24 protein-coding genes are annotated in these 22,998 nt (G+C 71.9%); 15 read left to right on the plus strand and 9 right to left on the minus strand.

Annotated features, from left to right (window positions below; all coding sequences use genetic code 11):
* Positions 1-9 precede the first annotated feature (9 nt).
* On the minus strand, positions 10-1,131 hold the full coding sequence (locus tag FHU36_RS35635) for an epoxide hydrolase family protein (protein ID WP_185088453.1): 1,122 nt from the start codon (positions 1,129-1,131) through the stop codon (positions 10-12).
* A 64-nt stretch (positions 1,132-1,195) separates the two neighbouring features.
* Entirely contained in the window at positions 1,196-2,044 is an 849-nt protein-coding gene (gene fdhD / locus FHU36_RS35640; protein ID WP_185088454.1) for a formate dehydrogenase accessory sulfurtransferase FdhD, read from the minus strand.
* 119 nt (positions 2,045-2,163) lie between these two features.
* Here fdhD and FHU36_RS35645 point away from each other — a divergent pair, with 119 nt between their 5' ends.
* From FHU36_RS35645 to FHU36_RS35680, 8 genes are all read left to right on the plus strand, one after another.
* Complete coding sequence (locus FHU36_RS35645; protein WP_185088455.1) at positions 2,164-2,985, plus strand: biotin--[acetyl-CoA-carboxylase] ligase; 822 nt, start codon at positions 2,164-2,166, stop codon at positions 2,983-2,985.
* Between the two features lie 33 nt (positions 2,986-3,018).
* Positions 3,019-3,543: a PH domain-containing protein gene (locus FHU36_RS35650; protein ID WP_185088456.1), complete on the plus strand. Its 525-nt coding sequence runs from the start codon at positions 3,019-3,021 to the stop codon at positions 3,541-3,543.
* Between the two features lie 39 nt (positions 3,544-3,582).
* A complete protein-coding gene (locus FHU36_RS35655; protein ID WP_185088457.1) occupies positions 3,583-4,668 on the plus strand; it encodes an S-(hydroxymethyl)mycothiol dehydrogenase in 1,086 nt (361 codons plus the stop codon).
* Positions 4,669-5,289 carry an MBL fold metallo-hydrolase gene (locus FHU36_RS35660; protein ID WP_185088458.1) on the plus strand — a complete coding sequence of 207 codons (621 nt, stop codon included), beginning with the start codon at positions 4,669-4,671 and terminating at the stop codon, positions 5,287-5,289.
* Positions 5,290-5,410: 121 nt separating this feature from the next.
* The gene (locus FHU36_RS35665; RefSeq protein WP_185088459.1) at positions 5,411-5,587 is read left to right on the plus strand and encodes a (2Fe-2S)-binding protein; all 177 of its coding nucleotides are present in this window, start codon (positions 5,411-5,413) and stop codon (positions 5,585-5,587) included.
* A gap of 16 nt (positions 5,588-5,603) precedes the next feature.
* Complete coding sequence (bfr, locus tag FHU36_RS35670) at positions 5,604-6,089, plus strand: bacterioferritin (RefSeq protein WP_185088460.1); 486 nt, start codon at positions 5,604-5,606, stop codon at positions 6,087-6,089.
* 328 nt (positions 6,090-6,417) lie between these two features.
* On the plus strand, positions 6,418-7,086 hold the full coding sequence (locus tag FHU36_RS35675; protein WP_043620820.1) for a response regulator transcription factor: 669 nt from the start codon (positions 6,418-6,420) through the stop codon (positions 7,084-7,086).
* A gap of 3 nt (positions 7,087-7,089) precedes the next feature.
* Positions 7,090-8,367: an ATP-binding protein gene (locus tag FHU36_RS35680; RefSeq protein ID WP_185088461.1), complete on the plus strand. Its 1,278-nt coding sequence runs from the start codon at positions 7,090-7,092 to the stop codon at positions 8,365-8,367.
* Here the strand turns inward: FHU36_RS35680 and FHU36_RS35685 are convergent.
* Positions 8,351-8,830: a GtrA family protein gene (locus FHU36_RS35685; protein ID WP_185088462.1), complete on the minus strand. Its 480-nt coding sequence runs from the start codon at positions 8,828-8,830 to the stop codon at positions 8,351-8,353. The genes FHU36_RS35680 and FHU36_RS35685 overlap by 17 nt on opposite strands.
* A 273-nt stretch (positions 8,831-9,103) precedes the next feature.
* Between FHU36_RS35685 and FHU36_RS35690 the strand changes: the two genes are divergently transcribed.
* The 3 genes from FHU36_RS35690 to purE are packed head-to-tail and all read left to right on the plus strand — an operon-like array spanning position 9,104 to position 11,758.
* Positions 9,104-10,045, plus strand: a complete 942-nt coding sequence (locus FHU36_RS35690; protein WP_185088463.1) for a hypothetical protein — start codon at positions 9,104-9,106, stop codon at positions 10,043-10,045.
* An 11-nt stretch (positions 10,046-10,056) separates the two neighbouring features.
* On the plus strand, positions 10,057-11,205 hold the full coding sequence (locus FHU36_RS35695; protein WP_185088464.1) for a 5-(carboxyamino)imidazole ribonucleotide synthase: 1,149 nt from the start codon (positions 10,057-10,059) through the stop codon (positions 11,203-11,205).
* 52 nt (positions 11,206-11,257) lie between these two features.
* A complete protein-coding gene (gene purE, locus FHU36_RS35700; RefSeq protein ID WP_185088910.1) occupies positions 11,258-11,758 on the plus strand; it encodes a 5-(carboxyamino)imidazole ribonucleotide mutase in 501 nt (166 codons plus the stop codon).
* 208 nt (positions 11,759-11,966) lie between these two features.
* Here the strand turns inward: purE and FHU36_RS35705 are convergent, their stop codons facing one another.
* Entirely contained in the window at positions 11,967-13,280 is a 1,314-nt protein-coding gene (locus FHU36_RS35705) for a UDP-glucose dehydrogenase family protein (RefSeq protein WP_185088465.1), read from the minus strand.
* 125 nt (positions 13,281-13,405) lie between these two features.
* Here FHU36_RS35705 and FHU36_RS35710 point away from each other — a divergent pair, with 125 nt between their 5' ends.
* The 3 genes from FHU36_RS35710 to FHU36_RS35720 all read left to right on the plus strand — a co-directional run bounded on the left by FHU36_RS35710 (position 13,406) and on the right by FHU36_RS35720 (position 16,765).
* Positions 13,406-14,569 carry an acyl-CoA dehydrogenase family protein gene (locus tag FHU36_RS35710; protein WP_185088466.1) on the plus strand — a complete coding sequence of 388 codons (1,164 nt, stop codon included), beginning with the start codon at positions 13,406-13,408 and terminating at the stop codon, positions 14,567-14,569.
* A 141-nt stretch (positions 14,570-14,710) separates the two neighbouring features.
* A complete protein-coding gene (locus FHU36_RS35715; RefSeq protein WP_185088467.1) occupies positions 14,711-14,899 on the plus strand; it encodes a hypothetical protein in 189 nt (62 codons plus the stop codon).
* A gap of 603 nt (positions 14,900-15,502) precedes the next feature.
* Complete coding sequence (locus FHU36_RS35720) at positions 15,503-16,765, plus strand: DUF1266 domain-containing protein (protein WP_185088468.1); 1,263 nt, start codon at positions 15,503-15,505, stop codon at positions 16,763-16,765.
* 103 nt (positions 16,766-16,868) lie between these two features.
* Here the strand turns inward: FHU36_RS35720 and FHU36_RS35725 are convergent, their stop codons facing one another.
* The 4 genes from FHU36_RS35725 to FHU36_RS35740 form a co-directional block, all read right to left on the minus strand.
* The gene (locus tag FHU36_RS35725; RefSeq protein ID WP_185088469.1) at positions 16,869-17,621 is read right to left on the minus strand and encodes a DUF4097 family beta strand repeat-containing protein; all 753 of its coding nucleotides are present in this window, start codon (positions 17,619-17,621) and stop codon (positions 16,869-16,871) included.
* Between the two features lie 104 nt (positions 17,622-17,725).
* A complete protein-coding gene (locus tag FHU36_RS35730) occupies positions 17,726-18,550 on the minus strand; it encodes an LLM class flavin-dependent oxidoreductase (protein ID WP_185088911.1) in 825 nt (274 codons plus the stop codon).
* A 122-nt stretch (positions 18,551-18,672) separates the two neighbouring features.
* Positions 18,673-19,020, minus strand: coding sequence for an STAS domain-containing protein (locus FHU36_RS35735; protein ID WP_185088470.1), 348 nt, complete (start codon positions 19,018-19,020; stop codon positions 18,673-18,675).
* Positions 19,021-19,055: 35 nt separating this feature from the next.
* Positions 19,056-20,522, minus strand: a complete 1,467-nt coding sequence (locus FHU36_RS35740) for an LCP family protein (RefSeq protein ID WP_185088471.1) — start codon at positions 20,520-20,522, stop codon at positions 19,056-19,058.
* An 81-nt stretch (positions 20,523-20,603) separates the two neighbouring features.
* On the opposite strand from FHU36_RS35740, the gene FHU36_RS35745 reads away from it, so the two are divergent.
* A complete protein-coding gene (locus FHU36_RS35745; RefSeq protein WP_185088472.1) occupies positions 20,604-21,623 on the plus strand; it encodes a glycosyltransferase family 2 protein in 1,020 nt (339 codons plus the stop codon).
* A 72-nt stretch (positions 21,624-21,695) separates the two neighbouring features.
* Here the strand turns inward: FHU36_RS35745 and FHU36_RS35750 are convergent, their stop codons facing one another.
* Complete coding sequence (locus tag FHU36_RS35750) at positions 21,696-22,958, minus strand: bifunctional cytidylyltransferase/SDR family oxidoreductase (RefSeq protein ID WP_185088473.1); 1,263 nt, start codon at positions 22,956-22,958, stop codon at positions 21,696-21,698.
* Between the last annotated feature and the right edge of the window lie 40 nt (positions 22,959-22,998).

The following is a 22,998-nucleotide window of genomic DNA, read 5'->3' on the forward strand; positions in this document are numbered from 1 at the left end:
GTCAGCGGGTCAGAGCGTGGCGAAGAACTTCCGCACGTCCGCGACGAAGGCCGCGGGCTGCTCGGCCGGCAGGAAGTTGCCGCCGCGCTCCAGCTCCGACCAGTGCACGACATCGCTGTCGCGCTCGGCGAAGCGGCGGATGGCCACGTCCGTGCTCAGCGCGACGGCGACGCCGGTGGGGACGGTGCCGCGTTCCTTGGGCGCCCAGGCGGAGCTGTCGTGCGCCATCTCGTAGTAGAGGTTGGCCGACGACCCGGCGGTGCCGGTGAACCAGTAGAGGCTGACGTTGGTCAGCAGCAGGTCGCGGTCCACCGCGTCCTCGGGCAGCTCGCGCTCGGCGTCGGTCCACTCCTTGAACTTCTCCACGATCCAGGCGAGCTGGCCGACGGGCGAGTCGTGCAGCCCGTACGCGAGGGTCTGCGGGCGGGTGGACTGGATGACGTTGAAGCCCATCATGTCGTCGCGGAAGTTCTGCAGCCGGGCCAGCCGCTCCTGCTCGGCCTCGGTCAGCCCGGCGAAGTCGGCCGGGTCCTCGGAGGGGAAGGTGACCAGGCCGTTGACGTGGATGCCGACGACCCGGTCCGCGGCCTGCCGGCCGATCTCGATGGCGGCCCAGGCGCCGCCGCCCTGGCCCTGCACGCCGAAGCGGTCGTAGCCGAGCCTGGCCATCACCTCGGTGAGCGCGCCGGCGATCCGGCCGAGGTTCCAGCCGGGGCCGGCCAGCGGGCCGGAGAAGCCGAAGCCGGGCATGTCGGCGGCCACCACGTGGAAGTCGCGCGACAGCTCCTCGATCACCTCGGCGAACACCGTGAACGAGGCGGGCCAGTCGTGCAGGAGCAGCAGCGGGGTGGCGTCGGGATTGGCGGAGGGGACGTGCGCGAAGTGGATCGTCTGGCCGTCGACCTCGGTCAGGTACTGCGGGAACGCGTTGAGCCTCGCCTCGGCGGCCCGCCAGTCGTAGCCGTCGGCCCAGTAGGCGGCCAGCTCGCGCAGGTAGTCGACCGGGACGCCCCGGCTCCACCCCTGGCCGGCGACCTCGCCGGTCCAGCGGGTGCGGCGCAGCCGGTCGCGCAGGTCGTCGAGGTCGGCCTGGGGGATCTCGATGCGGAACGGGCGGATCTCGGCGCTCATGGGAGTCCCTCTCGAAAGAAGCGGAACGGCTTGTTCTGTTCCCAGAATAGCAGAACGGAACGCTTTATTCCACTCCTTCGCGTATCCGCTCGTGTCCGGAGTAGACGTTGCAGCGCTCGCCGCGCAGGAAACCCACCAGCGTCATCCCGAACTCCCTGGCCAGGTCCACCGCCAGCGACGACGGCGCCGACACCGCGCACACCACCGGGATGCCGGCCGCCAGCGCCTTCTGCATGATCTCGTAGCTCGTCCGGCCGCTGACCATGAGCACGTGCCGGTCCAGCGGCAACCGCCCGGTCAGCGCCGACCAGCCGATCAGCTTGTCCACCGCGTTGTGCCGGCCCACGTCCTCCCGCACCGCGACCGGCTCGCCCTCGGCGGTGAACAGGCCCGCCGCGTGCAGCCCGCCCGTCTTGCCGAACACGCCCTGCGCCTCGCGCAGCCGGTCCGGCAGGCCGTACAGGATCTCCGGAGTGAGCGTGACCGAGCCCCGCGGGAGGGGCCGGCAGCGGTCGTGCAGCGCGTCCAGCCCGGCCGACCCGCACACGCCGCAGGCGCTGGAGGTCACGAAGTGCCGGTCCAGCGCGGGCAGGTCGGGGACGGGCCCGCGCAGCCGCACGGTGACCGTGTTGTAGCGGGCCTCGGGCGGGACGTCCTCGTCGGTGCAGTAGCCGATCGCCGCGATGCCGTCCGGCGCGACCAGACCCTCACCGTGCAGGAACCCGGCGGCCAGCTCGAAGTCGTGGCCGGGGGTCCGCATGGTGATCGCGACGGTCCTGCGCGTGCCGTCGAGCGAGGTGAGCCGGATCTCCAGCGGCTCCTCGGTGGCCAGGTCGTCGCGGCGGTCATCGCCGATGGGGCCGACGAGCCGGCGGACGCGGACGCGGGTGGTGGGTCCGGGGCGGCCGGTCATGGCCGCCCCGCGATGGGGAGGGTGAGGTAGCGCACCCTCCCATCTTCGCCGCACGGCGGACACACGGGCAGGTGAGGGGCCGGTACGGAGCGTGCGGCGGGGTCCGCCAAGATGGAAGGGTGCCCGACTCGCGCTACTCCGACCTGGAGCGCCCGCCTCTCTCCGAGGCGGCGCTGAACCGAGCCCTGGTGCGACCGGGCAGCGTCTGGACGGGCGTCACCGTCGTCGAACGCACCGGCTCGACCAACGCCGACCTCGCCGCGCTGGCCCGCCAGGGGACCCCGCAGGGGGCGGTGCTGGTGGCCGAGGAGCAGCTCGCCGGCCGGGGCCGGCTGGGCCGCGTCTGGACCGCCCCGCCGCGCTCCGGGCTCACGGTCTCCGTCCTGCTGCGGCCCCGGCCGCCGGTGGAGACGCAGGGCTGGCTGCCGCTGCTGTTCGGCGTCGCGGCCGCCTCGGCCGTCCGGCGGCTGGCGGAGGTGGACGTGCGCCTCAAGTGGCCGAACGACCTGCTCGTCGGCGAGCGCAAGCTGGCCGGTGTGCTGGCCGAGCGGGTCGAGGACGCCGTCGTCATCGGCATGGGCCTGAACGTGTCGCTCCGGCCCGACGAACTGCCGGTGGAGACCGCGACGTCGCTGGCCATCCAGCAGGGCGCCTGCCTCGACCGCGACCCGCTGCTGCGCGCCGTGCTGCGCGAGGTCGAGTCGCACTACCGCGACTGGAGCGAGGCCGCCGGCGACGCCGACAGGTCGGGGCTGCGGGCCGCCTACCAGGCCTCCAGCGCCACCATCGGCCGCGAGGTGCGGGTCGAGCTGCCCGGCGGCCGGTTCCTGGCCGGCCGGGCGAGCGGGATCGACCACGGGGGCCACCTCCAGGTGGTGGCCGAGGGCCACCGCTACACCCTGAGCGCCGGCGACGTCGTCCACGTCCGGCCGGGCGGGTAGCCGCGCGCCCCGCCGAGGTGGCAGCATTTGCCCATGACCATCCCGGACCATCACCTCACGGAGGGTGAGCGGCGCGTCAGGTCCTTCCATCCCCACTGGCGGACACTGGCCGGGCCCTTCGCCGCGCTCGTGCTCATCGCCGCGGCCTCGGGCGCCGGGCTCTGGCTCGTGCCGGGCACCTGGGAGTACGCCGGCTATGCCAGGATCGCCATCTGCGCCGTCGCGCTGGGTCTGCTCACCGTCTGGTCGTTCGTCCCCTACCTGCAATGGAAGAACACCGGCTACGTGCTCACCACCCACCGGTTCACCATCAGCACCGGCGTGCTCAACAAGTCGACCGACGAGATCCCGATGGCCAAGCTCAACACGGTGAGCTCCGACCAGACGCTTCTCGAGCGGCTGCTCGGGTGCGGCACGCTCACCGTGGAGTCGGCAGGGGAGCGGGGACAGCTCGTGCTCCGCGACATCCCGAAGATCCAGGAGGTCCGGGGCGATCTGTTCCGGCTGCTGGAGGACGCCTCCGACGACGAGCAGGACGCCGACCCGGCGAGCCGCTGAGTCTTGCGGTGATCACCCTCCTGACACAAGATGGCTGCCATGCCGTACGAAGTGCAGGGTGTCATCGCCCGAGGTAAAGGCAGAGAAGTTTCCGTCGAGACGGTGATCGTGCCGGACCCCGGGCCGGGCGAGGCCGTGGTCGCCGTGCAGGCCTGCGGTGTCTGCCACACCGACCTCCACTACCGCGAGGGGGGCATCAGCGACGACTACCCGTTCCTGCTCGGCCACGAGGCGGCGGGTGTCGTCGAGGCGGTCGGCGACGGGGTCACGGGGCTGGAGCCGGGCGACTTCGTCATCCTCAACTGGCGGGCCGTCTGCGGCCAGTGCCGCGCCTGCCTGCGTGGCCGTCCGTGGTACTGCTTCGCCACCCACAACGCCACCCAGAAGATGACCCTGGACGACGGCACGGAGCTGTCGCCCGCGCTCGGCATCGGCGCGTTCCTCGGCAAGACGCTGGTCGCGGCCGGCCAGTGCACCAAGGTGTCGGCCGAGGCGCCCGCCGAGGTGGCCGGGCTGCTGGGCTGCGGGGTGATGGCCGGGCTCGGCGCGGCGATCAACACCGGCGGCGTGACCCGGGGCGACACGGTGGCGGTCATCGGCTGCGGCGGCGTGGGCGACGCGGCCGTGCTCGGCGCCTCGCTGGCGGGCGCCTCCAGGATCATCGCGGTGGACGTGGACGACCGCAAGCTGGAGTGGGCACGCGGCTTCGGTGCCACCGACACGGTCAACTCCCGTGAGAGCGACCCGGTCGAGGCGATCCGCGACCTCACCGGCGGGTTCGGGGCCGACGTGGTCATCGAGGCCGTCGGCCGGCCCGAGACCTACCGGCAGGCCTTCTACGCCCGCGACCTGGCGGGCACGGTCGTGCTGGTGGGGGTGCCGACGCCGGAGATGACGCTGGAGCTGCCGCTGCTCGACGTGTTCGGCCGGGGCGGCTCGCTGAAGTCGTCCTGGTACGGCGACTGCCTGCCGAGCCGCGACTTCCCGATGCTCGTCGACCTGTTCCTGCAGGGCCGGCTGCCGCTCGACAGGTTCGTCACCGAGACGATCCGGCTCGACCAGGTCGAGGAGGCGTTCGCCAAGATGCACCAGGGCGACGTGCTGCGATCGGTGGTGGTCCTCTAGATGCTCGACAGGGTCATCACCTCAGGGACGTTCTCGCTCGACGGCGGCACGTGGGACGTCGAGAACAACGTGTGGTTGGTCGGCGACGCCCGGGAGGTCATCGTCATCGACGCCGCGCACGACGCGCGGGCCATCGCCGACCGCGTCGGCGGCCGCACGGTCAAGGCGATCGTCTGCACCCACGCCCACGACGACCACATCAACGCCGCCCACGAACTGGCCGGGCTCACCGGCGCGCCGATCCGGCTGCACCCCGCCGACCAGGTGCTGTGGGAGCAGGTGTACGGCGACGCGGTGCGTTACGAGCCGCTCGCCGACGGCGAGAAGCTGGAGGCGGGCGGGATCTCGCTGGAGGTGATCCACACGCCCGGCCACTCGCCCGGCGCGGTCTGCCTGCACGCGGCCGACCTGTGCGCGGTGTTCAGCGGCGACACGCTGTTCAAGGGCGGCCCCGGCGCGACGGGCCGGTCCTACTCCTCGTTCGAGACGATCATCGAGTCGATCCGCGACCGGCTGCTCACGCTGCCCGGCGAGACCGTCGTGCACACCGGCCACGGCGAGTCCACGTCGATCAGGTCCGAGGCGCCGCACCTGGAGGAGTGGATCGCCAGGGGACACTGACGCCTGACCGGGGAGTCCGTGATCTGTGGCGCGGCTAACATAGGCAAGCCTTACCGAAGTCAGCTACATTAGGCGTGCCTAACCTAACGGGCTTCCGACGTGTTGAGAGGCTTCTCCTCCGATGTACGTGTGTGTCTGTCGTGCCGTGACCGAGAACGAGGTCCACGACTGCATCGCCGCCGGCGCCAGGAGCGCGCGGCAGGTGCGCGACACCACGGGCGCCGGGGGGGATTGTGCCTCTTGTGTTCGGAAGATATGTGCGATCCTGAAACGGTCTGAAGAACTCACGACCGCTTAGCACGAGGGGCCCGTTCATGCAGGGCGACAAGCAGATCATCGAGTTGCTCAACGAGCAGCTGACCGCTGAACTCACCGCGATCAACCAGTACTTCCTGCACGCCAAGATGCAGCAGAACTGGGGCTACACCAAGCTGGCCAAGCACACCCGCGACGAGTCGTTCGACGAGATGCGCCACGCCGAGGTGCTCACCGATCGCATCCTGTTCCTCGAGGGACTGCCCAACTACCAGCGGCTGGGCACCCTGCATATCGGCCAGACCGTGGAGGAGCAGCTCCGGGCGGACCTCGAGATCGAGCTGGGGGTCGTGCAGCGGCTGCGGCCCGGTATCCAGCTCATGCGGGAGAAGGGCGACACGACCTCGGCCCGCATCTTCGAGGAGATCCTGGCCGACGAGGAGCACCACATCGACTACCTCGAGACCGAGCTCGCGCTGATCCACAGCCTGGGCGAGCAGCTCTACCTCGCCCGCTACACCGACCCGTCGCACAACGACGACTGACCCGGGACCACCCGCGGTCACCGCACGCGCCGCGCCCGCCGGAGTGTCCTCCGGCGGGCGCGGCGCGTTCTGGTCCTGGCTGGCTGAATGCCGCCTGGTTCCTGTCGCCTGGTTCTGCCGGGGCGCCCGCGCGCGACACGCCGGGGCGCCGGAGGCTTTTCGGGGAATGGCAAGATCGAAATTGTGCATTCCCCCCGACAATCGCGGTAGTTTAAACATGACTAGCCGATATTTATCAGCGTTTGCCCAGGTCAATGGATAGGTCAACGACGAGTCAAACCGTGCGCTGTGACCGGGAAACGATCGCTTAAGGTCCTACGATCGCTTCATGACCTGCGTACTTCTCGCCGAGGATGACACCTCGATTTCCGAACCGCTCGCGCGCGCCCTGCGCCGTGAGGGATATCAGGTTGAGGTGAGCCCCGACGGCCCGCAGGCCCTGGAGAGGGCTCTGTCGGGGGGCATCGACCTGATCGTTCTCGACCTCGGCCTGCCAGAGATGGACGGGCTGGAGGTCGCCCGCCGGATCCGCGCCGAAGGGCACGGCACCCCGGTTCTCATACTCACCGCCCGCGTCGACGAGGTCGACACCGTCGTCGGCCTGGACGCCGGCGCCGACGACTACGTCACCAAGCCGTTCCGGCTGGCGGAGCTGCTCGCGCGCGTGCGCGCGCTGCTGCGCCGCGGCACGTCCGAGACCCCGGTCGTGCAGGGCGTGCGCATCGACGCCGACTCCCGCCGCGCCTGGATGGGGGAGAAGGAGCTGCACCTGACGACCAAGGAATTCGACCTGCTACGCGTGCTGGTGCGCGACGCCGGCAAGGTGGTCACCCGCGAGCAGATCATGCGCGAGGTGTGGGACACCAACTGGTGGGGCTCGACCAAGACGCTCGACATGCACATCTCGTGGCTACGACGCAAGCTCGGCGACGACGCGGCCAAGCCCCGCTACATCACCACGGTCCGGGGAGTCGGCTTCCGCTTCGAACGCGAGTAGGGGATGCGCCGCCGTCTGCTCACCTCGACTCTGGTCGTCGCGGTCATCGCGGTCCTGCTGCTGGGGGTCCCGCTGGGCATCGTGGTCAGCCGTCTGATCGTCGACGAGGCGGCCCAGGAGCTCAGGGCGGAGGCGACTCGCCTCGTGGGGGAGGTCGAGTACGCCCGCATCCAGGAGACGCCGCTGGATCCCCAGCAGCTCGAGCAGAAGTATCCCGGCCGCCACATCCAGATCTACGAACGCGCGAACCCGCCCAAGGCCACCATCGTCGGCACGGCTCCGCCGTCGGGCCAGCAGATGGCGGAGGACGCGCAGTCCGAGAACGGCATCTACGTCCGGGTGAGCCGCGACCGGGAGCAGATCGAGCAGGACGTGCGCGCGCGCCTGCTGCTGATCGTGGCCCTGGCCGTCGCGGCTCTGGCCGTGGCGGTGGGGCTGGCCATCGTGCAGTCGCGCCGGCTGACGCTGCCGTTGCAGGACCTGGCCAAGATCGCCGACCGGCTCGGCTCGGGTGACGCCCGGCCGAGCAGGCACCGTTACGGCATACCGGAGCTGGACCGCGTGGCCGAGGTGCTCGACCGCAGCGCCACGCGCATCTCCGACCTGCTGACCCGGGAGCGCGAGTTCGCCACGGACGCCTCCCACCAGCTACGCACCCCGCTGACGGGCCTGACCATGCGCCTGGAGGAGATCGTCGCGGCCAGCGACCAGCCGGCGATCGTCCGCGAGGAGGGCGAGGCCGCCATCGTGCAGGCCGAGCGGCTCACCGCGGTGATCGACGAACTCCTCGCCGCGGCCCGGCGGCAGCGCCACGCGCAGGCCGAGCCGGTGGCCATCGACGAGGTGCTCATCCAGCAGATCACCGAGTGGGAGCCGGTCTTCCGCGGCGGTGACCGCACGCTACTGCTCGAAGGCTCCCGCGGCCTGAAGGCGCTGGCCACGACCGGCGGCTTCGGCCAGGTCATCGCCACGCTGCTGGAGAACTCCCTGCGCCACGGCGCCGGCACCGTCACGGTCACCACCACCCAGGGCGACACCTACATCGTCATCGAGGTGACCGACGAGGGGCCCGGCATCGCCGACGAGATCGCGCCCAAGGTCTTCGAGCGCAACGTGAGCGGCGGAGGCGGCACCGGGCTGGGGTTGACGCTCGCCCGCGCCCTGGCCGCCGCCGACGGCGGTCGTCTGGAGCTGGTACGGCGACGCCCGGCGACGTTCGCGATCTTCCTCAGGCCCGCCGACGACAACGGCCCGACCCGGGTCGTCACCGGTCCTGCCTGACCTCGGCGTCCGGCAGCTCGGTGGGGATGGGCTCGGTGGCCTCCAGGAACACCCACTTCTTGTACGACCAGAAGCGGAACAGGGTGCCGAGGCCGACGCCGATGATGTTGGCGATGTTCAGGCTCAGCAGGTCGCTCAGGCCGAGCGTGTAGCGGGTGAAGCCGATCACCAGCAGGCCGATGAGCAGGGCTATGCCGTTGAGCAGGAAGAACAGGAAGTACTCGCGGCCGAGGCCGCTCTGCTCGCGGTGCCGGAACGTCCAGAACCTGTTGCCGGCGTAGGCGAAGGTCGTCGAGACGACCGCCGCATACACCTTGGACGTCATCGGGCCCTGGCCCAGCATCAGGAACAGGTTGAGCATGCCGGTGTCGAGCACGAAGGCGAGCGCCCCGATGATGCCGAACTTGGTCAGCTCGCGCAGCAGGGCCTCGAACCGCTGGTAGAGGGGCTTGATGAAGTCCACGTCTCCTGGTCGGTCCTTCCCTGCGCGCGGCGCCTGTCAGCCTTGGGCTCACCCAGCCTACTGGTCACGGCCGTCGGCTCGGGTCGGACAGGGGGAGATCCTTGCTCGTGACGGTAGGCCGCCCAATATCAAGTTATGCCCGGACAAACGCGCATTATGGGCATTACGCTGCGGTAGCAGATCGCCGGGAGCCCGGACGCGCCCTTGCCGGGCGCCCGGCGATGGCTCAGCCGGACCGCCGTTCCCCACGGCCATGACCCTCGGGACCCGACCGTGCAGCTACGACTGCTCGCCCTGTTCGCCGGCCTGTGCGCGCTGACGGCCGGATGCGGCGCGCCGCCGGAGGCCACCGTGGTGACCGAACAGCGCCCGTCGGCCGTCCCGGAGTCGATCGCCCCGCCGGTGGACGCCGCGACGGCGGAGCGGGCGTTCGGGGTGCTCGCCGAGCTGGACGAGGCGTGGCGGCGGCGCGACTGCGCGGCCGTCGCCGAGCTCACCACGGGGGCGGAGAAGACGCTGGGCGGCCGTGCCTGCGAGGCGACCCGGAACGGCCGCCCAGCCCTCCCCGGCGACCCGGTCTTCTTCCTGCCGGACGCGGGCGACTGGTTCGCCGCCCTGGCCAGGAAGCCGTCGCCCGCGTACTACGTGTTCCAGCTCGACGGGGACCGCTGGCGGCTGGCCGCCGGCCCCGTCCCGGCGCACGGCGAGCCGGTCTCCCCGGGAGACCCCGGCGTCGCGGCGGGCCGTGAGGTGGCCACGCGCGCCCGGCTGGTGCCGCAGCGCCATCTGACGTACCTCACCGACCCGGCCGGGGTGAACGGCGTGCGGTTCCCGTCCGGCGACCCCGTACGGAAGCTGCTGGACGAGCTCGCCGGCAAGCCCGCCGAGGTCGCGCCCGACCGCCTGTCGATCGACGTCGAGCTGGCCGGGGAGCCCGCCAGGACGGTCGCGCTGTCGACCGGCTCGGTGCTGGTCTTCGACGTGCTGCGGATCGGGTACGAGCAGCGCCCCGGACCGGGGCGGAAGGCGCTGAAGCGTCCGCTGGAGGGGTTGTCGCCGGAGGGCTCCGAGCTGGTCGTGCTGGCCAGCGTCGTCAGCGCCGCCGACGGCCCGACCACCGTGGGCCTGCGCCGGGGGCCTGCGCCGGGGGCCTGCGGGCTGAGCGAGGCCGCTGAACTGGGGCGCGGCTGCGTGGCAACCGATCCGTCCCGGTAAGCTCACCACACGTGAGTTCCTACAGCCCCATCGGCCCGGTCGTCGGCGTGGTCGGCGCGGGCCAGCTCGCCCGGATGACGCAGCAGCCCGCCATCGCGCTGGGCGTCGAGCTGCGGGTCCTGGCCAACACCGCTGACGAGAGCGCCGCCCGGGTCATCGTCGACACCCGGATCGGCGACTACCGCGACCTCGGCGACCTGCGCGCGTTCGCCAAGGGCTGCGACGCGATCACGTTCGACCACGAGCACGTCCCCACCGAGCACATCAGCGCGCTGGTCGCCGACGGGTTCTCGGTGCACCCGGGGGCGGAGGCGCTGGTCCACGCCCAGGACAAGGCGGTCATGCGCGAGCGGCTCACCGCCATCGGCGCGCCCTGCCCGGCCTGGGCCAGGGTGTCCGGCGTCGAGGACGTCACGTCCTTCGCCGAGGCGCACGGCTGGCCGGTGGTCCTCAAGGCGATCAGGGGCGGCTACGACGGCCGGGGCGTGTGGGTGTGCCGCTCGGTCGCCGACGCCGAGGCCGCCTTCGCGGCCGGGGTGCCGCTGATGGCCGAGGCGTTCGTGCCGTTCGAGCGGGAGCTGGCCGTGCTGGTGGCCCGCTCGCCCCACGGGCAGGGCGTCAGCTACCCGGTCGTCGAGACCGTGCAGCAGGACGGCATCTGCGTCGAGGTGCTCGCGCCCGCTCCCGGGCTCGACCCGGAGGAGGCGGCGCAGGCCCAGCGCATCGCCCTGCAGGTCGCCGACGAGCTGGGGGTGACCGGGCTGCTGGCGGTCGAGATGTTCGACACGGGCCACGGGCTGGTGGTCAACGAGCTGGCCATGCGCCCCCACAACAGCGGCCACTGGACGATCGAGGGCGCGCGCACGTCGCAGTTCGAGCAGCACCTGCGGGCCGTCCTCGACCTGCCGCTCGGCTCGCCGGCCATGACCGCGCCCGTCGTCGTCATGGCCAACCTGCTCGGCGGCGACGACCCCGACCTGTTCAAGCGCTACGAGCACGTGATGGCCCACGACCCCGGCGTCAAGGTCCACTTCTACGGCAAGCAGGTGCGCCCCGGCCGCAAGATCGGCCACGTGACGGCCCTGGGCGACGATCTGGACGCGGTGCGCGCCCGGGCCCGCCACGCCGCCGTCTACCTCACCACGGGGGAGTACACGTGAGCGAGATGTCCCCGCGACCCGCGAAGGAGACGGCGTGACCATCGGCATCGTCATGGGTAGCGACTCCGACTGGCCCGTGATGAAGGCGGCGGCCGAGGCCGTCGCGGAGTTCGGCGTGCCGTTCGAGGCCGACGTGGTCTCCGCGCACCGCATGCCCACCGAGATGATCGACTACGGCCGCCAGGCCGCCTCCCGGGGCCTGCGCGTCATCATCGCCGGAGCGGGCGGGGCGGCCCACCTGCCCGGCATGCTCGCCTCGGTGACGCCGTTGCCCGTCATCGGGGTGCCGGTGCCGCTGAAGTACCTCGACGGCATGGACTCCCTGCTGTCGATCGTCCAGATGCCCGCCGGGGTGCCCGTCGCCACCGTGGCCGTGGGCGGGGCGCGCAACGCGGGGCTGCTGGCCGTGCGCATCCTCGCCGCCGCCGACCCTGAGCTCCGGCGCCGCATGGAGGACTTCCAGGACCGCCTCAAGGACCAGGCGTACGCCAAGGGCGAGCGGCTGCGCGCCGAAGCGGCCACCCTGAGCACGCGGCCCACCGACACGCCATAAGCCCCGCCTGTGGGGTGACGACCAGGCCACGGAGGCCGTGGCCCATCGCGTCACGGAGGCCGTGGCCCATCGGGACACGGAGGCCACGGCCAGGAGGACGGCGTTACGGCGGCCCGCCGTCATCCGGTCAGCGGGCGTCCTCCTGGAGGCCCGCAGCCCCGTGCGGCGGGTGGCGGCCTGCTTGGCCGTGCCGTAACAGCAGATGGACCTACGGTCTGCCGAGCGCGCGGTAGTGCCAGCCGGCGGCGCGCCAGGTCTCGGCGTTGAGCGCGTTGCGTCCGTCGACGATCCTGCGCGTGGCGACGACCTGTCCCAGCGCCTCGGGGTCCAGGTCGACGAACTCCTGCCACTCCGTGAGCAGCAGCACCACGTGCGCCCCGCGGGCCGCCTCCAGCGCCGAGTCGCCGTACCTGAGCTCCGGGTGCGCCTTGCGGGCGTTGTCCAGCGCGATCGGGTCGTACACCGTCACCTGCCCGCCCTGTTGGCCTATCGTGACGGCCACGTCCAGCGCGGGCGAGTCGCGGATGTCGTCGGAGTTGGGCTTGAACGCGGCCCCCAGCACGCCGACCGTGCAGCCGTGGAACGAGCCGCCGGCGAGTTCGCGCGCCAGGTCCACCATGCGGGCGCGGCGGCGCATGTTGATCGCGTCCACCTCGCGCAGGAACGTCAGCGCCTGGTCGGCGCCCAGCTCGCCCGCGCGGGCCATGAACGCGCGGATGTCCTTGGGCAGGCACCCGCCGCCGAACCCGAGACCGGCGTTCAGGAACCGGCCACCGATGCGGTCGTCGTAGGCCAGGGCCTCGGAGAGCTGCTTGACGTCGGCGTGCGCGGCCTCGCAGACCTCGGCCATGGCGTTGATGAACGAGATCTTGGTGGCCAGGAAGGCGTTGGCCGCGGTCTTGACCAGCTCGGCCGTCGCGAAGTCGGTCACCACCAACGGCACGTCGCCCAGCGGCTGGTAGACCTCCCGCAGCACCTTCTCGGCCCGCTCGGACCGCACGCCGATCACGATGCGGTCGGGGGTGAGCGTGTCCTGCACGGCGAAGCCCTCGCGCAGGAACTCGGGGTTCCAGGCCAGCTCGGCCTCGATGCCCGCCGGGGCCAGCCGGGCGAGCTTGTCGGCGAGCCGGTTCGCGGTGCCGACGGGGACGGTGGACTTGCCCACCACCAGGCACTCGCGGTCGAGGTGGGGGGCCAGCGACTCGACGGCGGCGTCCATGTAGGAGACGTCGGCGGCGTACTCGTCGCGCTTCTGCGGCGTGCCCACGCAGATGAAGTGCACGTCGCCGAAGGCGGCGGCCTCCTCGTAGGAGGTGGTGAAGCGCAGGCGGCCGGATTCGAGGCCCCGGCGCAGCACGGGTTCGAGCCCGGGCTCGTGGATGGGAAGCTCACCCTGGTTGAGACAGCGGACCTTGTCGGCGTCTATGTCGAGGCCCAGGACGTCGAATCCGAGATCCGCCATGCAGGCCGCATGCGTGATGCCCAGGTATCCGGTCCCGATCACCGTCAGGCGATATGGCACGAGTGAGCTCCTTTCGATCGCCCAGGCATGCTACCGGCCGCCGTTACCCCGTTCTGTGCCACCTGGGCCTTTTCACAAACCGTACCGACTGGTAACAAGATGCTCGGACGTCCTACTATTCGTGCATGAGCTTCCCTCTGTACGCGCCCGCCGAAGAGCACGACATGCTCCGGGAGACGGTCCGCGCCCTCGCCGACGAGAAGATCGCCCCGCGCGCCGCGGAGGCCGACGAAACCGAAGAGTTCCCCTGGGACGTCTACAAGGCGCTCGTCGGAGCCGACCTGCACGCGGTGCACGTGCCGGAGGAGTACGGCGGGGCGGGGGCCGACGCGCTCGCCACGGTCATCGTGATCGAGGAGGTGGCGCGGGCCTGCGCCTCGTCGTCCCTCATCCCGGCCGTGAACAAGCTGGGCACCGTCCCGCTGCTGCTGTCGGCCTCGGAGGAGCTGAAGCAGCGCTACCTGGCACCGGTGGCCCGAGGCGACGCCATGTTCTCGTACGCGCTGTCGGAGCCGGAGGCGGGCTCCGACGCGGCCGCGATGAAGACCCGCGCCGTCGCGGACGGCGACCACTACGTGCTCAACGGCACCAAGATGTGGATCACGAACGCGGGCGTGTCGGAGTACTACACGGTCATGGCCGTGACCGACCCGTCGGCCGGGGCCCGGGGCATCTCCGCGTTCGTCGTGGAGAAGTCAGACGAAGGCGTCTCGTTCGGGCCCAAGGAGAAGAAGCTCGGCATCAAGGCCTCCCCGACCCGCCAGGTCATCCTGGAGGACGTCCGCGTCCCTGCATCACGCCTGATCGGCGAGCCCGGCACCGGCTTCAAGACCGCCCTGGCCACGCTCGACCACACCCGCATCACCATCGCCGCGCAGGCCCTCGGCATCGCCCAGGGCGCCCTCGACTACGCCGTCGGCTACGTCAAGGAGCGCAAGCAGTTCGGCAAGGCCGTCGCCGACTTCCAGGGCGTGCAGTTCATGCTGGCCGACATGGCCATGAAGCTTGAGGCGGCCAGGCAGCTCACCTACCACGCGGCGGCCAAGTCGGAGCTGGCCATGCACGGGCAGCCGCAGAAGGACCTGACGTTCCTGTCGAGCGCCGCCAAGTGCGCCGCCTCGGACGCCGCCATGGAGATCACCACGGACGCGGTCCAGCTCCTCGGCGGGTACGGCTACACCAAGGACTTCCCGGTCGAGCGCATGATGCGCGACGCCAAGATCACCCAGATCTACGAGGGCACCAACCAGATCCAGCGTATGGTGATGGCCAGGCAGCTCCTGAAGTAGGCGTTGACATGCGGAAACCCGGCACGTGAGGGCGCGCGCTGCCGGGTTTCGCGCGATGCCCGAGCCCTGTGGACTGGGCCGCGTTCCGTCGGTGTTCCGTGATCTGTACAGGCTGCTCGGAGGTTGCCATGATCGCGTCTCATGGACGTTGACGGCTTCTGGGCGATGATCGAGCGTTCCGCGCAGGAGACGGGTACAAGGGCGGAGAGCAAACTTCCCTTCCTGACGTACCATGCGGAGCCTGATGGCGCGGAATGGGACTTCGAAGATGAAGCGGAGTTCATCCGCCGTCTACCGCGGATTGCTCGCCATCGCGGGATCACTCAATAGATCCGGGCAGCAGGAAGCGGACCACGCCGTGGGAGAGGTCCGCTCGCTCCGCGAAGTCGTCGAGGGCTACGCGAGCTTCTGACTCTCGACACCGGTGGCCCGAGGGCGGAACAGCCGGTTGTCGATGGCTTGCCTGGCGCGTTCATGTGAGCCCGGCATCATGTGGGCATACACACGGAGGGTGAAGCCAGGGTCGGGATAGGCCGAGACGTGGCGCTTGATGGCCTCAGCGGCCCGGCCGGGCAGCGGTACGACCCGCTCACGGTCGTTCTTCGGCAGGGCGAAGACGTGGTCGGCTCCAGCCGATCGCGTCCAGCACCGCCCGCAGGTCATGCACCATCGGCCCGCCCGTGGCCGCGGTCCGCCACGTGTACAAGGTCCTGCTCGCGCGTGGCATGCGCGGGTCCGTGATCTACGCGGGGGGACCGTCGCCAAGATCGATGGGGCCCTCGCCCGTCCCCCGTGGACTGAGGGCGTCGCCGTCGCGCCCGTTGCCTCGGCGTGGGCGGTGTTCCGGGTCTTGCGGGAGGCGAGGGCTCCGCGCCCTGGCGGCGAGGCGTACTGAAGATCAGTTGGCGTGACGCTGCGGATATAGTGCACCAGATGCACGCCGAGGACGAGATGCACGACGAGATCCTGCCCCACCTGCCGGACCCCGACGACGGCGGCCGGTGGCGGGCGCCCGCCCTCCGCGAGCAGCGGCTGTACGAGCTGATGCGGCGGGACGAGGCGGGCGAGGAGCGTGCCCACTACGAGTACCTGCGGCTCATCGCCGCCGAGGGGCTCTACCGGCCGGTGCCGCTGCCGGCCGCCGAGGGCAGCGACGGGACGGCGCCGCTCACGGTGATGACGTTGCAGGACGGCCGTCGCGTCGTGCCGGCGTACACGGTGGGCGTGCTGCCCCGGCCGCACCCGGAGGTGGTCTACGAGTTCACCACGCTCGGCGGCCTGGACGCCCTCTGGCCCGACGGGGTGGACATCCTGCTCGTCAACGGCGGGACGCCGTGCACCAAGTGGTTCCTGGCGGACGAGGACGAGCGCGAGGTCTGGCGCGATCTGCACGTCGAACTGTTCCAGCCGGACGGCATGTGCGACCGGGTCGAGACCCGCTGGACCGGTGCGCCCGACGACGAGGCCGTGCTCCGGGGCCTGGCCTGCGGCGCCCACCTCTGCTACGCCAACGGCGACGCCTGGAACACCCTCGACTGGCACGGCGCCGGCTACGCCAACGAGGTGGAGGGGCTCAGCCGTGACTGGGACATCGACGGCCGCGACGACTGGCTGGACACGCAGGAGCAACTGCTCCGCTGCGAGGTGAGCGCCTGGCAGTGGCACTTCGTCCTCGACGTGCGCAACCTGCTGATCCGCGAGAGCGGGAGCGCCAGGATCGACCCCGTGGCGTGGCGTGACCACGTCGAGACGGCCGTGCGCGCGCAGGCGGACGGCCCCGACGCCGCCGGCTTCGACGCCGCCACGCTCGACGCGCACGTCAGGATCCTGCGCGGCCTGGTGGGCGAGGTGATGCGGTACGAGGCGCGCTTCCGGGCCGACGGGCTGCTGCCGCCGGACGGGTACGTGCGCAGCGTCGCCGCCTGGGACCTCGGCCGGGCCTCGATGGTGGCGCGCCGCGGGCGGGGCGCCCGCTACGCGACCCAGGCGGAGCTGCGCGACGCCGTCGAACGGGCGGGCAAGGGCGCGCAGGGCGTGTACGGCTCGTGGGCCGAGTTCTCGGCCGGCTACGTCCTGGGCCGCTGCCTCCACTTCGACGAGGAGGCGTTCGGCGACTGGTACACGACGGTGCTGGACGCCCACCGGGCCCTGATGACCCACCCCGAGAGCCCCTGGGCCGCCATCCCCCTGCACTGATCGAGGCCGGCGCCGTCTCCCCGAGCCCCGGCCGGGTGCGGGAGGACGAGGGCGCCGGGCAGGCCGAGGGTCCGCCTGCTGACCGGGACGGACCGGCGGCCGCCTAGCCTTGTCCGGTCAGCAGGCGGATGTCGCCCGTGCCGCTCCTGGCGACGATGGTCCGGTCGCTCGTGGTGCTCCTGAGCTGCGACCGCTCCTTGCCGTGCCGGCTCTCGGCCGTGATTTGGTAGGGGGCGTCCGGGACCGTGGCGGTGACGCGTCCGTCGCCGGAGCGCATCTCCAGCCGGGCCGGCGGTGCGGCGAACGACAGGTTGATGGTGCCCGTGGTGGTGCGCGCCACGACATCGGCGGACCTGAGCCGGTCGCCGGCGATCAGGCCGTCACCGCCCACCAGCCGCAGCCGCCCCGACGTGCCGTACACCCTGATGGGGCCCGGCGAGCTGACCTCCACGTCCTGGGCCAGCTCCCGGACGACGACGCCTTCGTCCGCGCTGCGGATCACCACACGCACCCCCGGCGGGACCCGGACGTGGTAGCGGGCGCCGCAGTCACCGAACACGATCGTGCAGTCGGCGCCCAGCCGCAGCGCGCCCCGGTCGAACGACCAGGAGGCGTTGTCGTCGTGGGCCGCCTTGCCGCGCAGCCACCGGTCCACCCGCACCTCACCCGCGGCGCCCGGCACGATGCGCAGCCCACCGATGGCGGAGGTGATCGTCACCGGGGCGCCCGGGCTCGGGTGGGGGAACGTGCGGGAGGTGTGCACCTCCTTGGCGTCCAGCTCCACTCCGCACGAGGAGGTGACCGCGACCAGCCCGGCCATCGCCGCCGCCGTCGCGGCTGCCGTGATACGTCTCATGTGGTGATCGTCGCCTGGCGCGGGCGCCGCGCCATCGGCCATCCGACCGAGTCACCCTCCTCCGTTCGGCCGCCGTTTCGCCGGGGCGGCCGGGCGGAGCGGCGTCAGAGGGCCGACAGGAGCCTGTGTACGTGGGAGAGCGGGTCGGGCCCCATCGGGCGGACCGCCACCGTGGACACCCCTGCCTCCCACAGCGCCCGCACCCGGGCCGCGGCCTGCTCCGGCGACCCGGCGGCCATGTCCACCTCCTCCGGCGTCACCCCCAGGAACTGGGCCTGCCCCGTCGCGGCCGGCCGCATGACCTCGCGGGCGTCGTCGCCGACGTACAGGAACGCGAACGCCACCAGTTCGTGCTCCCCGGCGGCCGAGATCTGCTCGACGATCGGCGGGACGCGCTCCGGCGCGAGGCCCTCGGGGATGATCGTGCCCTGCGCCACCCGCCCCGACAGGGCCAGCGACCGCGGGCTCACCACGCCGGCCAGCACCGGCGGCGGCTCGGCCGGCGGGTGGACGAGGGAGACGCCGTCGAGGTGGACCGCCCGGCCGTGCAGGGTGACGGTCTCGCCGCGCAGCAGCGCCCGTACGGACGTGATCGTCTCCTCCAGCAGTGCCAGCGGCGACGGGACGGCGGCGCCCACCTGCCGCATCCACCCCTGCACCCCGTGCCCGATCCCGGCGGCGAGCCGGCCGGGGTGCAGCCGCGCCAGGTTGGCCAGCTCCATGGCCAGCAGCATCGGGTTGCGCAGCGGCGCGGGGGTGATGCCGATGCCCACCCGCAGCCGCGAGGTCACGGCCAGAGCCGTCGCGGCCGAGGAGATCGCGCCCGTCCAGCCCAGGTCCTCCACCACCCACAGGTCGGACACCGCCGTGCCGTCCAGTTCGCGCGCGAACGGCACGAGCGACTCCGGCGGCAGGTCGCGGTCGAACATGACTCCAAGCCTCACAGGTGGCCTCCCGTGCTAGCGAAAGCAGCCGTACGGCCCGAGTATCCAGGATGCCGGGAGAACGCGTCGCCTGGAGGCAGGCGGAAGGGGGAGGGGGCGGGCGGCGCTCAGGCCGCCGCGCCCATGGCCTCCCGGGCCTCGCCCATCGACCAGCTCGTCTCGAAGTGACGATCCAGGTTCGTGATCGTCAGCAGGTGGCTGATCATGCCGTGGGCGAGCACGAGGATGAGTCGGCCCCGCCGGTTCTGGACGTTGTTGAGCGCGGCGACCAGCACGCCGAGCCCCACCGAGTCGCAGAACGGCACCTCGGTCAGATCGATGACCACATTGACCGGATCGGCGGCGAGCAGGGCGTCGTCGAGCTCCGCCTTCACCCGCGGAGCCGCGGTCACGTCGAGATCACCGACGATGCGCACGATCGTGCAGGGTTCCTCCCGCCAGCACCTGACAACCATGCGAACGCTCTTGCCCGGTGTAGGGGGACTTATGCCTATTTCTTGCAGATGTTCTGAGTGGCTGTTTTGGTGGAGGGGGTAGGGCCGGCCGAGGGCTTGGCGCCGGGCGTGGCCGTGGCCGAAGGTTTCTTGATCTTCGGCTGGTCACTGCCGACGATCACCTCGATGCCCTCGACGTCGGAAGCCTCGCGCAGCTCCGCGCCGGGGATGGCGGCGGCGACCGTCCGGGCGGAGTCCTCGCGACCCTTGGCGTAGCGGACGACCGTCTTCCTGTGGTCGCGCTGCGCCGTGTCGCCCGGCTCGCCCGGCACCTGGAACCCGGCCGCGACCAGCGCCTGCTTCGTGCGGGCGCCCAGGCCGGTGATGGTGGTGCCGTTCTTGACCTTGACCGCGATCCGCTCCGGCGGGATGGGGGACGCGGCCGGCCCGGGGGTGCCGGACGCCGACGGCTTGGCCGCCGACGGGGTCGGCGCGGGCGCGAGGTCCTCGTCGGCGGCGATTCGCCGGAACAGCTCACGCGCCCCTGTCCTGTCCCACAGCACCGCCGACTCGCCGGTCGGCGACTTGAAGTCGACGTCGGACAACGGCACGTCGGCGAACCGCACGTCGTCCAGCGAGACGTCCCTGAGCTGGGTCGCCAGCCCGAGCAGCCCGTCGTCGGGATCGACCTTGACGGTGCGCAGCGTGGAGTTGACGAACGCGGCCAGCCGCGCCGGGTTGGCCAGCGTGTCGGCACTCAGCGCCCGGTCGAGCAGCGCGGAGACCACCTGCTGCTGCCGGTCGATGCGGTCGAGGTCGGAGCGGGCGGTCGCGCGGGTGCGGGCGTAGCCGAGAGCCTGCGGGCCCTGGAGCTGGTGGGTGCCGGCGGCCAGGTTGAGGCCGGTCTTGGGGTCGTTGATCGGCACCGGCGTGCACACCGTGACGCCGCCGAGGGCGTCGACGACGTCGATGAAGCCGAGGACGTTCACCTCGATGTAGCGGTTGATCTGCAGGCCGGTCGCCTGCTCCACGGTCTGCTTCGCGAGCTTGGGACCGCCGAACTGGTAGGCGGAGTTGATCTTGTGCTGGCCCTTGCCGGGAACGGTCGTCCAGGTGTCGCGGGGGAGGCTCACCACGGTGACCTTGGTGTGGTCCTCGGACAGGTGGATGACCATCATCGTGTCGGTCCGCTGGCCGGACTCGCGGCCGAGCTTGAGCTGGTTCTGCTGCTTGCGGGAGAGGTCGTCGCGCTTGTCGACGCCGACGAGGAGGATGTTCATCGCGCCGCGCGAGCCGGTCTCCGTCACGCCCGCGTCGACCGAGCCGATCTGGCGGGGAGTGGCCCACACCACCCCGGTGCCGACCAGCACGCCGACCGAGAGCAGACCGGAGATCAACAGGTTTCGGCGCCTGGCCTTCGGTCCCCTGCCCGGCCTGCGCCGCCGACCACTCGCGAGCCTGACGCCCCCGTAGGCGTCACCGCCCACCTGCACCCCGGCGTCCTCCTCACCCGGGTCGCGCATCCCGTCCCCCTCTTGTGCGGCCGGAGGATCGGGCGTTCGATTGCCTTCCTCCCCTGCCCGTACAGTAGCGTGAGCCCCGCCATGAAGCAGTTCCCCGACTCGCCGCACGCGCCAGCGGAGACGCGTAGCTGGCCGCCCATCTCCGTCATCATGCCGGTCCTCAACGAGGAGCGGCACCTTCGCGAGGCCGTGGACCAGGTCCTCGCCCAGAGCTACCCCGGCGAGATCGAGGTCGTCCTCGCCGTGGGCCCCTCCCACGACCGCACCCAGGAGGTCGCCGACGCCATCGCCGCCGCCGACCGCCGTGTCACCGTGGTGGCCAACCCCACCGGCCGCACCCCCAACGCGCTCAACGCCGCGATCGCCGCCTCCCGCAACGGCATCGTCGCCCGGGTCGACGGGCACGCCATGCTGCCCGCCGACTACCTGCGCGTCGCGGTCGAGACCCTGGAGGAGACCGGAGCCGACAACGTCGGCGGCGTGATGGCCGCCGAGGGCGTCTCGGTCTTCGAACGGGCCGTCGCCTGCGCGATGACGTCCAAGATCGGCGTCGGCGCCGCCGCCTTCCACGTCGGCGGCACGGCCGGGCCGGCCGACACCGTCTACCTGGGCGTGTTCCGGCGCTCGGCCCTCGACCGGGTCGGCGGCTACGACGAGCACTTCCAGCGCGCCCAGGACTGGGAGATGAACCACCGCATCCGCCGGACCGGCGGCCTGGTGTGGTTCCAGCCGCGCATGCGGGTCTCCTACCGGCCACGCCCCAACGTCAAGGCGCTCGCCAAGCAGTACTTCCACTACGGCCGCTGGCGGCGCGTGGTCTCGCGCACCCACGAGGGCACGATCAACCTGCGCTACCTCGCCCCGCCGGCCGCCGTGCTCGCCATGGCGCTCGGGCTGCTGGTCTCGCCGTTCTTCCCGCTGGGGCTGGTCATCCCCGGGGGATACGCGCTGGCCATCGTGGGGGGCTCGGTGCTGACAGGCAGCGGCCAGCCGGTCGCGGTCAAGATCAGGCTCCCGCTGGTGTACGCCACCATGCACCTGTCGTGGGGGTGGGGCTTCCTCACCAGCCCGCGCGGCCTCGCCCGCCCGCCACGCCCGTAACCGCACCACCCCGTCCGCCCGTACGGCCGCCCGCTCCCAGGAGAGGGCGGCCGTCTCCACGTGCGGCCGGGCTCAGCGCCCGGTGAGTCCCGCGTCCACGACCCGGCCCGTGAGCCCGGAGGTCAGGAGTCCGAGAGCGGCCCGCGCGACCGGCCCGGCGGCCACGTCGCCGGCGCCCGGAGTGACGCAGTTGACCCGGATGCCGTCAGCGGCCCACTCGGCGGCCAGCGCCCGCGCCAGCGCCGTCACCACGGCCCCCGCCGGCGCGGCCGGGCCCGGCCCGAGCAGCAGCAGCCCGCCGCCGCTGTCCCGCAGGTGCGGATGGGCGGCCCTGGCCACGCTCACCGGCCCCGCGTACGCCGCCCCGGCGCCCTCACCCGGCGTCAGGCCCGTGGCGTCCACGACATGGTCGATCCGGCCCGCCAGCGCCAGCGCCCCGGCCACCGACTCCTGGTCCTCCACCCGCACCCCGTCACCCGCCCGCGAGAACACCCGCACCCGCGCCCCGTGCCGCCCGGCCAGCTCCGCCACGCCCTCGCCGACGGCACCCGAGCCCTCGAACACCACCACGCTCCGCCCGTCCAGCGCCCCCGGCACGGCGGCCACGGGCGCGACAGGGAGTTGGAACAGCCGCTCGGCGATCTCCAGGTCCACCGGATGGGTGATCTTCATGTTGCGCTCGCTGCCCGGCACCAGGTGGATCGGCACGTCGGGCAGGTAACGCAGCACCACCCCGCAGTCGTCGGTGGCGGGCAGCCGGGAGAAGTCCGGGTCGGCCAGGGCCCGCTCGTACGCCTCGCGGATGACCGACAGCCGGAAGCACTGCGGGGTCTGCGCCCGCCGCAGCCGCGACCGGTCGAGCACCTCGCCGATGACCTCCCCCTCGGCGCCGGAGGTGGCCACGAGGACCGTGTCGGAGCTGGGGATGGCCACCTCCACGGCCTGGTGCGTCCGCAGGGCGCGGACACACTCCGTGATGATCCGGGGCTCCAGGAGGGGGCGGACGGCGTCGTGCAGGAGGACGTCGCACTCCTCCGCCCCGAGCGCCCGCAGCGCCCGCCAGGTGCTCTCGGTACGGCTGGCGCCGCCCTCCACCACCTGGGTCACCTTGCGGAAGCCGGCCCGCTCGACGAGCTCCCTGACCCGGCCGGCGAAACCGGGAGTCATGAGCACCACGACCTCGTCGATCTCCGGCGCCGCCTCGAACACCGCGATCGTGTGCTCCAGGATCGTCCGGCCGGCGACCCTGACGAGCTGCTTCGGCACGCCCAGCCCGACCCGGCTCCCCACGCCGCCCGCCAAGACCACCCCAACAGAACGCAACCGGGAATCCATACCCGGAGCGTAACGGTCTCATCGTCCGTGATATCGCGTC

The organism is Nonomuraea muscovyensis (genome assembly GCF_014207745.1).
Taxonomy (GTDB): Bacteria; Actinomycetota; Actinomycetes; order Streptosporangiales; family Streptosporangiaceae; genus Nonomuraea; species Nonomuraea muscovyensis.